The sequence below is a fragment of the Paraburkholderia flagellata genome (assembly GCF_021390645.1).
GTDB classification, from domain to species: Bacteria; Pseudomonadota; Gammaproteobacteria; order Burkholderiales; family Burkholderiaceae; genus Paraburkholderia; species Paraburkholderia flagellata.
In genome coordinates this window covers 200,313-212,731 of record NZ_JAJEJT010000003.1, presented here as the reverse complement: position 1 = coordinate 212,731, position 12,419 = coordinate 200,313, and the positions used below count along the sequence as shown (strand labels likewise).

13 protein-coding genes are annotated in these 12,419 nt (G+C 62.0%); 4 read left to right on the top strand and 9 right to left on the bottom strand.

Features of this window, described 5'->3' with window-relative positions; translation table 11 throughout:
• Position 1: 1 nt before the first annotated feature.
• Positions 2-895, bottom strand: coding sequence for an AraC family transcriptional regulator (locus L0U83_RS24635; protein ID WP_233886801.1), 894 nt, complete (start codon positions 893-895; stop codon positions 2-4).
• Between the two features lie 295 nt (positions 896-1,190).
• Entirely contained in the window at positions 1,191-2,519 is a 1,329-nt protein-coding gene (locus tag L0U83_RS24630; protein ID WP_233886800.1) for a succinylglutamate desuccinylase/aspartoacylase family protein, read from the bottom strand.
• Between the two features lie 243 nt (positions 2,520-2,762).
• Between L0U83_RS24630 and L0U83_RS24625 the strand changes: the two genes are divergently transcribed.
• Positions 2,763-2,993: a hypothetical protein gene (locus tag L0U83_RS24625; RefSeq protein ID WP_233886799.1), complete on the top strand. Its 231-nt coding sequence runs from the start codon at positions 2,763-2,765 to the stop codon at positions 2,991-2,993.
• Positions 2,994-3,047: 54 nt separating this feature from the next.
• Here L0U83_RS24625 and L0U83_RS24620 read toward each other — a convergent pair whose 3' ends face one another.
• Positions 3,048-3,932, bottom strand: a complete 885-nt coding sequence (locus L0U83_RS24620; RefSeq protein WP_233886798.1) for a LysR family transcriptional regulator — start codon at positions 3,930-3,932, stop codon at positions 3,048-3,050.
• A 151-nt stretch (positions 3,933-4,083) separates the two neighbouring features.
• On the opposite strand from L0U83_RS24620, the gene L0U83_RS24615 reads away from it, so the two are divergent.
• Positions 4,084-5,115 carry an NAD(P)H-quinone oxidoreductase gene (locus L0U83_RS24615; RefSeq protein WP_233887863.1) on the top strand — a complete coding sequence of 344 codons (1,032 nt, stop codon included), beginning with the start codon at positions 4,084-4,086 and terminating at the stop codon, positions 5,113-5,115.
• Positions 5,116-5,214: 99 nt separating this feature from the next.
• On the opposite strand, the gene arsB is transcribed toward L0U83_RS24615, so the two are convergent.
• From arsB to L0U83_RS24595, 4 genes are all read right to left on the bottom strand, one after another.
• Positions 5,215-6,285: an ACR3 family arsenite efflux transporter gene (gene arsB / locus L0U83_RS24610; protein WP_233886797.1), complete on the bottom strand. Its 1,071-nt coding sequence runs from the start codon at positions 6,283-6,285 to the stop codon at positions 5,215-5,217.
• 23 nt (positions 6,286-6,308) lie between these two features.
• Positions 6,309-6,803 carry an arsenate reductase ArsC gene (locus L0U83_RS24605; protein WP_233886796.1) on the bottom strand — a complete coding sequence of 165 codons (495 nt, stop codon included), beginning with the start codon at positions 6,801-6,803 and terminating at the stop codon, positions 6,309-6,311.
• Positions 6,804-6,922: 119 nt separating this feature from the next.
• Complete coding sequence (locus L0U83_RS24600) at positions 6,923-7,399, bottom strand: ArsI/CadI family heavy metal resistance metalloenzyme (protein ID WP_233886795.1); 477 nt, start codon at positions 7,397-7,399, stop codon at positions 6,923-6,925.
• 12 nt (positions 7,400-7,411) lie between these two features.
• Entirely contained in the window at positions 7,412-7,735 is a 324-nt protein-coding gene (locus tag L0U83_RS24595) for an ArsR/SmtB family transcription factor (protein ID WP_233886794.1), read from the bottom strand.
• Between the two features lie 295 nt (positions 7,736-8,030).
• On the opposite strand from L0U83_RS24595, the gene L0U83_RS24590 reads away from it, so the two are divergent.
• Entirely contained in the window at positions 8,031-8,309 is a 279-nt protein-coding gene (locus L0U83_RS24590) for a hypothetical protein (RefSeq protein ID WP_233886793.1), read from the top strand.
• A 90-nt stretch (positions 8,310-8,399) separates the two neighbouring features.
• On the opposite strand, the gene dmeF is transcribed toward L0U83_RS24590, so the two are convergent.
• Both dmeF and L0U83_RS24580 read right to left on the bottom strand, forming a co-directional pair.
• A complete protein-coding gene (gene dmeF, locus L0U83_RS24585; RefSeq protein WP_233886792.1) occupies positions 8,400-9,671 on the bottom strand; it encodes a CDF family Co(II)/Ni(II) efflux transporter DmeF in 1,272 nt (423 codons plus the stop codon).
• Between the two features lie 8 nt (positions 9,672-9,679).
• The gene (locus L0U83_RS24580; RefSeq protein ID WP_233886791.1) at positions 9,680-9,952 is read right to left on the bottom strand and encodes a metal/formaldehyde-sensitive transcriptional repressor; all 273 of its coding nucleotides are present in this window, start codon (positions 9,950-9,952) and stop codon (positions 9,680-9,682) included.
• 233 nt (positions 9,953-10,185) lie between these two features.
• Between L0U83_RS24580 and L0U83_RS24575 the strand changes: the two genes are divergently transcribed.
• Positions 10,186-12,399, top strand: coding sequence for a penicillin-binding protein 1A (locus L0U83_RS24575; RefSeq protein ID WP_233886790.1), 2,214 nt, complete (start codon positions 10,186-10,188; stop codon positions 12,397-12,399).
• The last annotated feature ends 20 nt before the right edge of the window (positions 12,400-12,419 follow it).

Sequence of the window (12,419 nt, the reverse complement as noted above, 5' to 3'; positions counted from 1 at the left end):
CTTACGAGCCGGACGAACTCTCCGCGTCGCCGGGTGAGCGTTGAGCCCCATCCCGTATTCGCGACGGCGTCATGCCGTAGCGGCTCGATATGACCCGGCTGAAGTGTGACGGATCTGTGAATCCCGCGCGCCGCCCTATCTCCGCGAGGCTAAGCCGCCGGCAAAGGCTCGAGCGGATCATCCGCACGGCAACGGCAGCGCGGCGATCGATCAGGAGCTTGCCGAACGTCTCGCTGTGTGCCGCGAGCGTCCGGTGCAAACTCCGCACGGAGATATTGAGTTCTCTCGCAATGTCAGCGGCGCAGAGACCCGGTTCGGCGCTGCGCAGGGCGATGCAATCGCGAATGCGCCGATGCAGTGAGTCGTCGCGGCGCCGCGCAACAACGGCCGGGAGATCGCGTTCTGCGGCAATCAGCGCCAGCAAGGCGCCGATGTGATCGGTCAGGACCGACACAGGCAGCGGCGATGCCTCGATCGCCTCGGGCGAAAGCTCGGCCAGATACGCGCCCAGCGCTCGCCCCCATCCGGAAGTCGAAGCAATCCTGCGACCGACCAGGGCTTCGGGCACGGGTACCCACTGCCGCAGCCAGGCCGGCGAAAATTTGTAATGCGCGACATCGTAGCGCCCAGTGATCTCGACCATGAAATCCATGCGCGAGTCCACGATCATCATTTCGCCGGGCAGCAGGCGTACAGCCTCACGATGGTGTGCATTCCACGCCGACGAGAGATTGACTATCAAATGCCACGTGTGCTCCTGAGCGCGGTCAGCGTGAAACGGATCCCGGCGAACACTGTGCGAAGAGCCGCTTTGCCGGATTACGGAGACGGATCCTGCCGACGCTGCGGTCATATGTGATTCGAACTTCAGGGGGTCGCCGGCAATCAGCAGCATCGGCGTAAGCGCGGTGGACAGTGCGTTCGCATAGTAATCGAACCGCATGGCCGGTGCGACTTCGCTGGTCGACCAACGGCTAAGAGAAGTGGTTGTCGTGTTTGTCATCGCAAGTCCCCGGCTACTCACGCAGCGCAAATATCACGCGGAATCGAGTATAGAGTGTCTTCGCATCGACGGCACACGTCCGAGACATTCTTCGGACAATATGTTTCGCCTGACATGGCACGCTCGGTCCACCGTCGCTCCCGCCAATGGCACCCTGAGGCCACCGTGAGCGCGCGAGCGTCGCTGATCACTCAGAGTAGTCCTCAGGATTTTCTCGGGCCGGGCTCTGGTAGAGAATCATTATGATCGGAATGCGAGGCTCTGCCGTGGCATCGTTGCGGCGCCCTGTCACCTCGCCCGCAACCTCGGTCGTATACTCCGCAACGACTTCGCCAAACGTGTTGCGCTGAATCGCCACTTTTTGCCCTACCTTGACCTTGTCGTTCAGCTTAACGAGCAATTCGACGAAACCGCCATGCGTCGTCAGGATTGTGTGCGCACTATTGCCGACAAAGATCCCGACGTCCCGCCCGGTGCGCCCCATTGGGCCCGGAATGACGCCATAGCGCTTGAGCACATTCATCGTGCCTTCGACGAACGATGGAATCAGGTCAAAATCGAAAACGCGCGCAGAGCCGATCTCGGGCGTAATGGCCGGAATCCCCACATTGATAAACGCGTTTGCCAGCAGAGTGGGATACGCAGGGTTGTCGAAGATCTGCGCAATAGGAAAGAGCTCCGCCATTGCGCGCGGCTCGGCTAGCTCCATTCTGGCCAGATTGAACGAAGTCAAGTCCATTCCAGTCGTGCCAGTATGAAAATCGAGTGCGTAGTCGGCGTTCGGCCGCAGCAGCCGGTTGAACAGCAGTCCTGCGTGACGGCTCGGCGCGCTTGCGCCATTCTCATTGCCTGGCCATTCGCGGTTGATGTCGATGAGGTCGACGCCTCTTCCTGAATTTGGCCATCGGCGCTCCATCGCTTCGAGCGCGGGGCGCGATACGTCGAGCACCGCCAGCACGGTGCCCGACATTTGCGCGGGATCGAGCTGGCCGATCACGGTTTGTATCATATGCACCGGACTCATTTCGTCGCCATGCACACCGCTGATCAGCGCAACGCGCTTGCCAGGCTTCGCGCCGCAAACGACGATGACCGACACATACCAATCCTGCCCCGTCGGCATCTGCACGCCCTGGAAATAGAACATATGCTTCTTGCCGCGCTCCAGGTCATTGACGTCGAGCGCACTGATCACCTTCTTTCCCTGAATCACATCGCCGGTGTAGCGCGTCCCTCCCGCGCGGCCGGTGGGCGTTGTCGCGGCCGGTGCGTTCGCGCCCTGGGCGTTCGCGGCCCCGCTTTGCCCGACCAGTGCGGACGTTGCGCCAACCAGCGCAACGGCTGTCTTGATGAAATCGCGCCGGGCAACACCATCCTTCGATTCACTATGCATGGCGTGGACTCCATACATTGCAAGTGGAGATGAGAGCAATCTATCGCTCGCCGATTGCTCTTCCTGAACACGACGAATCCAAACGTTCTGAAGTGGCTCTCGTCGTAACGACGAACGACGCAAACATCAGCGTAGCTCAGTCCGTGAAGGCTTGCACTGACGGCCGGACCTGATTCACAGCTATCAGGCAGCAAGAATCGGAGTGCCCGCGTCGGGTCGCCGCCATATCGTGTCCATGCAAGCGCACAGTAGATGAGGTCGTCGGACGAAGCATGGTGCGCTCGAATCACACGGATGCAGCGGGCGACCGGTTGCCAATGCGGTCATCGGCATAGGGCTCGCTTCTTCATAGACAGGAGTCCGATCATGTTGCCGTTTCTCTCGCTTCACGCGCTCGCGGCCCAACGCGGCGATGGACTGCGTCCTGAACTTAAAGCCTTGTTTGAACGCCATGTCCGGCTAGCGACAGGTCTCTCCGCTACCATCGAGCCTCTCGAAACCGAGTCGCGTACTCAAGTTGCCAGCGCGATCGGCGACGTTCCTGTGGATGCGTGCGGGGCCGATGAATCGTCGGCGCCCCTCATAACGTCGCGTTGAACGGATGGCATGCTGCATCAAACGGCCGAACAGCTGTCGCTACGCCGCGCTCGCCTATTTCGTGTGGATCGTGTGATCTTCGAACGCGGCGACGATGTGCTCGATCATCGCCGTGATGCGCGCGGTATGCCGAAGATCCTGATGCGTGACGAGCCAGATTTCGTAGACAGCCCCGCGTGCGGGTTCCGGCCAGATCTGCACCAGTCCGTCATGTTCGGCCAGATGTATCGGCAGCTCACCGATGCCGATGCCGGCCTTTACCGCGCTGCGCAGCATGAGGCTGGTATTGAAGGTCGATACGATACGTCCCGCGTGGATCGGTTCGCCAGCAAGTGTCGGCGATCTATTGCCCGTCCAGTTTCCCTGATAGACGACGAGATCGTGACCTGCAAATGCGGAGCCAGCAGCGGGCTTGCCGTGCTGCTCGATGTAGGCGTTCGAGGCAAAGAGAGCCATCGGCCAGCGGGCGAGGCGCCGCGCGACAAGATCGGGGTTATCCGGCCGCACCGAGCGCACCGCGATATCGGCTTCACGCTTTGCCAGATTGAGCATGCGCGTCGACGTGTCCAGCAGCACGCGCACTTCGGGATGCGCCGCGTGCAGCCGTTCAATAGCGGGAAGCAGGAATTCCAGCGCGATGGAGTCAGTGCTGGTGATTCTTACGTCTCCCGCAAGCCGTGTATCGGTGCCTTGCGTTCGTCTGACGAGTTCGTGCGCGGCGTGCTCCATTCTTTCCGCCGATTTCAGCGCGGCCTCCCCGGCAGTCGTCAACGTGTATCCCTCGGACGTGCGCAGGAAGAGCGTCGCGCGCAGCGCGTGCTCTAGCGCCGCGATTCGTCTGCCGACCGTCGCCTGATCGAGATTGAGGGTTCTAGCCGCCCCACGGAGCGTTTTTTCGCGTTCCACCGCAAGAAACACGCGTGCGTCGTCCCAGTTCATCGCCCCAGCCTCCTGATGCAAATTTGCATCTCACGATGCGAATAATGCTGCGCGAATTCATCAAAGTCGAGGCCTATACTGATTTCAGGAGTTGCTCGTTCACTGGTCCACCCGGATCAAGCGAGGCTCATCCATAGAAGGGGTGGTATCCATGTCTGCTTCAACTTTTCACGTGCCGTCGTCGATGACGGCCATCGAGATCAAACAGCCCGGCGGCCCTGAGGTCCTGGTGCCCACTACGCGCCCGGTGCCGGTGCCGGCCGCCGGCGAGGTGCTGATTCGCATCCATGCGGCGGCCGTCAACGGTCCGGACGTGTTCCAGCGCAAGGGGTTGTATGATCCGCCCCCCGGCGCTTCGGACATTCCGGGGCTCGAAGTGGCGGGTCAGGTGGTTGCCGTTGGCGCAGACGTGACTCAATTCCGCATCGGCGAACTGGTTTGTGCCCTGATTCCCGGCGGGGGCTATGCGGAATATGCAGTCGCGCACGCCTGCAATACCATGCGTATCCCCAAAGGTCTGACGCTGGTGGAAGCGGGGGCGATGCCGGAGACGTTTATGACGGTATGGCTGAACCTGTTCCAGCGCGGCAAGCTGGCTGCCGGCGAATCGGTGTTGATCCACGGCGGCGCGTCAGGTATCGGTACGACGGCGACCATGCTCGCGAAGGCGTTTGGCGCTTCGAAAATCATCACGACCGTGGGCTCGCAGGCGCATCGCGAGGCCAGCCTCGCGCTCGGCGCGGACGTCGCGATCGACTACCGCGAAAACGATTTCGTCGCCGAAACGAAGCGGTCTACCGATGAGCGAGGTGTCGACGTGATCCTCGACATCATTGCCGGCGACTACGTGGGCAGAAACTATGAAGCGGCTGCCATGGACGGCCGGATCGTCCAGGTGGGCGTGATCAAGGGGCCGGCGAAAGAGCTCAACATCGTGCCGATGTTGACGAAACGGCTGACGCATATGGGCTCGACATTGCGCTCGCGCACGGCTGCGGACAAGGCGACCATCATCAACGAACTGGAGCGGCAGGTCTGGCCGCTCATCGAGAGCGGCAAAATCAAGCCGGTCGTCTACAAGACCTTTGCGCTCGCCGATGCTCGCGGCGCACATGAACTGATCGACTCCGGCACGCACTTTGGAAAGATCGTCCTCACGACAGGTGCCGATCTCATTGATTGAAGCCTCGATGACCGGCGAAGCGGCGGTGCCTGGTCCTTTGCCGGTCTTGCGATGGACGCCGGGACGATGATTTCGCTCATGCGTCTCTTTCCTCCATCTTCAGGCGCACTCGTACCAGTTCTTCGATCGGTTGACGACGCGCACGGCGAGCAGCATGACCGGCACCTCGATCAGCACGCCCACGACGGTCGCGAGCGCCCCGCCCGAGTGGAAACCGAACAGGCCGATTGCCGTGGCGACCGCCAGCTCGAAGAAGTTCGACGCGCCGATCAATGCAGACGGGCACGCAATGTTGTGCTTTTCGCCGACCGCGCGATTGAGCCCGTACGCCAGCGCCGAGTTGAAGAACACCTGGATCAGGATCGGCACAGCGAGCAGCACGATGACGAGCGGCTGCTTCACGATGGCCTCGCCCTGGAACGCGAACAGCAGCACCAGCGTCGCGAGCAGCGCGGTGATCGACCAGGGACCGATCTTCGCCATGGCGGCATCGAAGGCTGCCGGCCCTTTGGTGAGCAGCGCCCTGCGCAGGATCTGCGCGAGGATCACGGGAATGACGATGTAAAGCACGACCGAGGTGAACAGTGTCGCCCACGGCACCGTGATCGCCGAGATGCCGAGCAGCAGGCCGACGAGCGGCGCAAACGCGACGACCATGATGCTGTCGTTCAGGGCCACCTGCGAGAGCGTGAAAAGCGGATCGCCACCGGTGAGCCGGCTCCAGACAAACACCATCGCCGTACAGGGGGCCGCGGCAAGCAGGATCAGACCCGCGACGTAACTGTCGAGTTGCCCGGCAGGCAGCATCGGCGCGAACAGGTGCTTGATGAAGAGCCATGCGAGAAGCGCCATCGTGAATGGCTTGACCAGCCAGTTCACGATGAGCGTCACGCCAATGCCCCTGACGTGCTGACGCACTTCATGCAGCGCGCCGAAATCGACCTTGACCAGCATCGGGATGATCATCACCCAGATCAGCAGGCCGACCGGCAGATTGACGTGCGCATATTCCATCCGGCCGATCGCCTGGAAAACGCCGGGCAGCACCTGGCCAAGCAGGATGCCCGCGACAATGCACAGCGCGACCCAGACGGTCAGGTAACGCTCGAAGAAACTGATGGCCGGCTTCGAAGCGACCTTGCGCGAAGCGGCGATGTTGGGGGAGTTCATGGGAAAAGTCGACGGATCAGGGATCAGCTTTGCAGGATGCCGTCGAGTGCCTGCTGAAGCTCGGCATTGCCCAGACGGTCCAGGGGAAGTTCAAGCAACTGCAACATGCGATATCCGATGGCCTGGCGTGTGAGCTCGAACGCCTGGCGCTTGCCTTCGTCGCCGCCCGGTGCATTCGACGGATCGGCATAACCCCAGTGCACCGTGACGGGGCTGCCCGGCCAGAACGGGCACGCCTCAGCGGCCGCGCTGTCGCACACAGTAATGACGATACGCATCTGCGGCGCGCCGTCCTGCGCGAACTCGTCCCAGCTCTTGCTGCGATAGCCTTGCGTATCGATACCCGCACGCATCAATGCTTCGAGAGCGAACGGATTGATGCGGCCACTCGGCGCGCTGCCTGCGCTGAACGCGCGCACGTCCTTGCCGAGTTTGCGCGCCCAGTGGTTCAACATCGCCTCCGAGAGGACGCTGCGCGCGGAATTGTGCGTGCAGAGAATGAGTACATTCGTGGTCATGGCAGTGATCAACTTATTGCTTGCCGACGTCATGGACGGCCTTGTTCGGGGCCACGGCGTCGAGTTTGTCGAGAGGCAGCGAGAGGAACCGTGCGATCCGGCGCTGCCACAGTGCCCTCTCAACAGCAGGCTGAACCAGCCGGTTTCACGGGCACACCAACGGGCGTGCCACGCGGGCCGCAGCACGCCGGCGCGCCTGGCGGCTGCTCGCCTTGGCGACTCTCGCCGTAGACCAGCGCGTTGCCGAGAGTTTGGAAGTACTCCCAGGCGATCCCTTGCGGATCCACGACCCAGTGCTTGTCGCTGCGCGCATAACAGCACGTCGTTTCGCCCTGGTCTAGCAGTGCCATGTCCGCGGCCTGCGCACGCTGAGCGAGTTCGGCAAGCTCTGCCGAATCGTCGACCTGGAAACCCAGGTGATCCACGCCGGCTTTCGAGCCGCGCGTCGAGATCGCGAAGTTCACGCGAGGATCGTCCAGCATCCATTTCGCGTAATCCGTCTCGACGCGCGTGGGCGCTGCGTCGAACAGCTTCGAATAGAACGCGATACTGGCTGCGATATCGTCAACGTGGACGTGGATGTGAAACCGCTTCATGATGGTTCTCCGTCAGCATTGGCACGAATCCGCGCCAGGCGCGAGACAAGCCTGCCCCTGGCAGCAGTTCTCGGTCAGGAAGCCGAGCACTGCATTCATCTGTTCATAAGCAGCCCGATAGATCAGGCTGCGCCCCTCGCGCTCCTGCGTGACCAGCCCGGCGTGCATCAACTCTTTCAGGTGAAAGGAGAGCGTCGCGTTGGGAATATCGAGCTGCGTCGCGATGACGCCCGGCGTTAGTCCAGCCGGACCCGCCACGACCAGCATGCGAAACACGCGCAGGCGCAGTTCGTGGGCAAGCGCCCCAAGGGCGCGGATAATATCTTTCTCTTCCATATTTCCAATATATTCGAAACAATGGATCAACGCAAGCGCCCTTTCACGTTCGCGTCAGTGCGCCACGCATCAGGTCGACGCGCATCGCCCACGCACGTGCATAGACTGCGCGTTGTAGGTTTCACGCCGAGAAGACGCCAGCAAGGGGTCGTTTCCCGATTTGGGGCAACAGGTGGGCAATACCCGCGCGAATCCTGTATAAATGCTCCCTGCCCATGAACCCGCCTTCGAGTGGGTTTTTTGTTGTCCAGCGAAATCCGATCCCGGTACGCGTTGAAAATTGGGGGACTATTCCATGAAGAAACAAGCACTCGCGCAGGTGGCACTCGCTGCCATTGCAATTGGCATGACCAGCGTTGTACACGCCACCGATGTCAACGTAGGCATCAACGTCGGTACGCCTGTCGTGGTCGCGCCGGCGCCCCCTGCGGCCATCGTCGTTACGCCGGGCTGGCATGGCGACCGTTATTGGGATGGCCACCGCTACTGGGAGCGCGACGACTGGGAAAAGCACCATCATCATGACAAGGGTTGGCACTGCCCGCCCGGACACGCCAAGAAAGGCGAGTGCTGATCGGGCGGCCCGTCCGGTCACGCGCACAGCAACAACCAACCCGGCTACATTGCCGGGTTTCGCTTTTCTGGCGGCTTTCACCGCCATCGTTCACGCCGCCGCGCGCAGCGGATTCACTTCGACCGTGACGTGAGAAAGACTCCGGAAACGACGAAGTGCGCAATGATAGAAGTCCGGGCCGCGTGAATCCTGGTCCGTTGCAACCGACACAACAGCACTCAGGTGTCCGGGCCCCACACGCCAGACGTGAAGGTCGAGCACCCGGTCGCCGTTGTCCTCGATCAGGTGACGCACACCCTCGGCCGTGCGGTGATCCGAATTCATGTCCAGCAGGATGGCACCGGTATCGCGCAGGAGACTCCAGGACCAGTTCGCGATCACCACCGCGCCAACAATGCCCGCAAGGGGATCCATCCATAGCCACCCGAACGCGCGGGCAAGCAGTAGTCCGATAATCGCCAGCACAGAAACCGCCGCATCGGCGATCACGTGAACATACGCCGCGCGGATGTTGTGGTCACGTGTCGCCGCAGCGTGCGCGTCGTCGTGGTCATGCTCTTCAAACTCGACTGCATGTTCGCCATCGGCAAGCAGGACGATGACCTTGAAGGCATGAGGTTCGGGTATGTCTTCTTTCGATTCCAGATAGCCGTCGCGGGCCACGAACTCAAACGTCTGCCGCTGCCCGTTTTCACGCACCGTCGTCATGCGCACATCGGCAGGATCGCACGTGCCCGCCTGCGCCTGGATCCGGAATACCGGCGGCACGCCGTCCTCGAAAATCGAAACGGTGAAGCGCCCGTCTGCCGTGACGATCTCCCGGGCTTCTTCATGTTCGTGATGGTCGTGGCCGTGCCCATGGCTATGCCCGTGATCATGGCCATGACTGTGCCCGTGATGACCGCCACTGAGCAGCCAGACGCTGGCAAGATTGACGAGCAGACCGACAACGGCAATGGGTATCGCCTCACTGAAATGGATCGGGACCGGTGCAAACAGGCGGCGCACCGCCTCGTAACCGATCAGGAGTGCGATCATTGCAAGCACGATGGCACTGGTGAAACCGGCGAGGTCGCCCAGCTTGCCTGTTCCAAATACGAAGCGTGGATCGCGGGCGTGGCGGCGCGCATACGTGTAGGCGAGCGCCGCGATCAGCATCGCACCTGCGTGCGTCGACATGTGCAGTCCGTCCGCCACAAGCGCGAGCGAGCCGAACAGGCTTCCGCCAACGATCTCGGCGACCATCATGGCACTGCAAAGCGCAATCACCATCCAGGTCCGGCGTTCGTTTTCCTCGTGGGCGTTGCCGAGAAAAATATGGTCGTGCCCGGCCCCGAAGGCCGCATCTTCAAACCTGCTCATCACGTCTTTCACTTGAAGTAACTGTGAACCACTTCGATTAACTGTTCCGTGCCGCTCCCATGCTCGTCGGCCGGCTCTGCGTCCACCAGGTGCGTGCGGATATGGTCCTCGAGCACTACCGCTAGCAGTCCGTTCATCGCGCCACGCGAACTGGTGATGAGCTGAAGCACGTCCATGCAACCGCGCTCCTCTTCGAGTGCTCGCTCGATCGCCTCAATCTGCCCCTTGATTCTGCGAACCCGATTGAGCAGCTTCTGTTTCTCGCGAATGGTATGACTCAAGGCGCCTCCTTATAGGGTAGGGGGGTATACTAGCATGATGATCGTCGGGACGCTGAAGTCCGTTGCGGCGCACGCCCATTCCTCGTCGTCGACACCTCGCATCTGCTGAATCACGCCGCAGATTCGAAACAAGTGTAATCATCTGTTAGCGACAGGCAGGAAGGCCTGTTTCGCAGCCAGAAATACGCCTGCGCTTTGGTACGATCCGCCCTTTCGTCGACTGCGCAGCCACCGTGAATCACCCTTATGTGTCGCTATTTCGTGAACTTTGCGCACGCTGGGTGAGCCGTGCTCGCTCGCTTGCCGCCGCGGCCGGCGCGAAGGCAGGCCGCTTTGTCCGCGCGGCGCTGCACGGCATTCGCCACCCGACGCGCCGTGGCATCGTACTGACGCTCGCTGCAATTCCGGTGCTGTCGCTGGCCTACACGCTCGCGCTGATTCCATTCACCCCGCGCCTGGGTGACATCCGCAAGGCCCGCGTCGACCGTCCCGCGCTGATCCTCTCAGGCGACGGCTATGTGCTCGCCGAGTTCAAGCCGGTCAATCGCGAATGGGTCACGCTCAACCAGATTTCGCCGAACGTGGTGAACGCCCTGATCGCGACCGAGGATCACCGGTTCTACCAGCATCACGGGATTGACCTCCAGCGTATTGCGGCGGCCGCGCTCCATACGTTCACGGGCAGCCGCCAGGGCGGCTCCACCCTCACCCAGCAGCTCGCGCGCAACCTGTATCCGGATGAAATCGGCCGCGCGCCAACGTTGACGCGCAAGCTCAAGGAAGCGATCACTGCGCTCAAGATCGAATCCGTGTACAGCAAGGACCAGATCCTCGAGACGTACCTGAACACGGTGCCCTTTCTGTACAACGCATACGGCGTGGAAATGGCCGCGCGAACGTACTTCGGAAAGCCAGCCGCGGATCTTGATGTCCTCGAGAGTGCGACGCTCGTTGGCATGCTCAAGGCGAACAGCGCGTACAACCCGGTGCTCAATCCTGATCGCGCGCTGGAGCGCCGCAACACGGTGCTCGCGCAGATGGTGAAGTTCGACAAGCTCAGTGCGCAGGCGTATGCCTCGCTGAAACGCCAGCCGATCGACGTCAATTTCGAGCCCCAGTCCGAACAGGTCGGCGTGGCCCCCCACTTCGCGGCCCAGTTGCGCAGATGGCTGACTGCCTGGGCGGATCGCAACGGCTACAACATCTATTCAGACGGACTCGTCGTGCGAACGACCATCGATTCCCGGCTTCAGGCGATGGCAACTCAGGCGGTTGCCTGGCAGACCGGCCAGCTGCAGTCGATCGCCAACGGCGCGTGGAACGCGCGGACGGGTTGCTGGCCCGGCAACGCGCTGTTCCAGTCGTTCATCAGACAGACGGCCGAGTATCGTTCGGCACGCGACACGGGCCTGTCGGATCCGGACGCCATCAGGAAACTCGCAACGAACGCGACGTTTGTCGATGGCCTCTGCCATAGCAAGACGCAGGTTCAGGCGGGTTTCGTCGCAATGGATCCGCGCAACGGGGACATCAAGGCGTGGGTCGGCAGCCGCGATTTTCACGACGAGCCGTTCGATCATGTGCAGCAGGCACGGCGGCAGCCGGGCTCCACCTTCAAGGCGTTCGTCTACGGCGCGGCCTTTGCGGATGGCGCGCAGCCGGGCGACACGATCGTCGATCGCAACGTCGCGATCCCGCTGAAGGGCACAGCGGTATGGAAGCCGACCGATCCGGAGCCGCCTACCGGCCGGCCGATGTCGCTGCGTGACGCGTTTGCGTTTTCACGTAATCGCGTGACGGCCCAGCTCATGCAGCGGGAAGGACCCGCGAAAGTCGCCACGCTAGCGCGCGAAATGGGCGTACGCGACAGCGCACTTGATCCCGTGCCGTCGCTCGCGCTGGGCACGAGCCCCGTCACGCTCAGGGAGATGGTTTCGGCGTATGGCACGATCGCCAACCGGGGAGCCTATGTCGAGCCGCGCATGGTGACACGCATCGAGGATCGCAATGGCAACGTGCTCGCCGATTTCCCCACCGCGCGACCGGAGCAGGCGCTGCCCGCCGCTGCAGCACTCAAGCTGGTCGATGTGATGCGCGACGTCGTCAACCGCGGCACCGGCAGCGACATCCGGACACGTTTCGGGATTCACGCTGACGTCGCCGGCAAGACGGGCACGACGCAGGACAGCACGGACAGCTGGTTCATCCTGATCCACCCCCAGCTGGTGGCCGGCGCGTGGGTGGGATTCGACGACGCCCGCGTGACCTTGCGCAACGACTACTGGGGTGAAGGTGCGCACAGCGCCTTGCCGGTGGTGGGTGCCTTCTACGACATGGCGCTGCGCGCACGGGCCATCGATTCTCACGCGCAGCTTGCGCCGGGAAACACTACGGCACGTGCAAGCCATGCGCGCAAGCATCATCATTTCCTTTTCTGGAACTTCTGACGCTCAGGTGTGCCCGAGAT

What these genes read in the sequence shown, in the direction of transcription:
- L0U83_RS24635 (WP_233886801.1), bottom strand. Translation starts at nt 895, where the DNA reads ATGCTGCTGATTGCCGGCGACCCCCTGAAGTTCGAATCACATATGACC.
- L0U83_RS24625 (WP_233886799.1), top strand. Translation starts at nt 2,763, where the DNA reads ATGTTGCCGTTTCTCTCGCTTCACGCGCTCGCGGCCCAACGCGGCGAT.
- L0U83_RS24620 (WP_233886798.1), bottom strand. Translation starts at nt 3,932, where the DNA reads ATGAACTGGGACGACGCACGCGTGTTTCTTGCGGTGGAACGCGAAAAA.
- L0U83_RS24615 (WP_233887863.1), top strand. Translation starts at nt 4,084, where the DNA reads ATGTCTGCTTCAACTTTTCACGTGCCGTCGTCGATGACGGCCATCGAG.
- arsB (WP_233886797.1), bottom strand. Translation starts at nt 6,285, where the DNA reads ATGAACTCCCCCAACATCGCCGCTTCGCGCAAGGTCGCTTCGAAGCCG.
- L0U83_RS24605 (WP_233886796.1), bottom strand. Translation starts at nt 6,803, where the DNA reads ATGACCACGAATGTACTCATTCTCTGCACGCACAATTCCGCGCGCAGC.
- L0U83_RS24600 (WP_233886795.1), bottom strand. Translation starts at nt 7,399, where the DNA reads ATGAAGCGGTTTCACATCCACGTCCACGTTGACGATATCGCAGCCAGT.
- L0U83_RS24595 (WP_233886794.1), bottom strand. Translation starts at nt 7,735, where the DNA reads ATGGAAGAGAAAGATATTATCCGCGCCCTTGGGGCGCTTGCCCACGAA.
- L0U83_RS24590 (WP_233886793.1), top strand. Translation starts at nt 8,031, where the DNA reads ATGAAGAAACAAGCACTCGCGCAGGTGGCACTCGCTGCCATTGCAATT.
- dmeF (WP_233886792.1), bottom strand. Translation starts at nt 9,671, where the DNA reads ATGAGCAGGTTTGAAGATGCGGCCTTCGGGGCCGGGCACGACCATATT.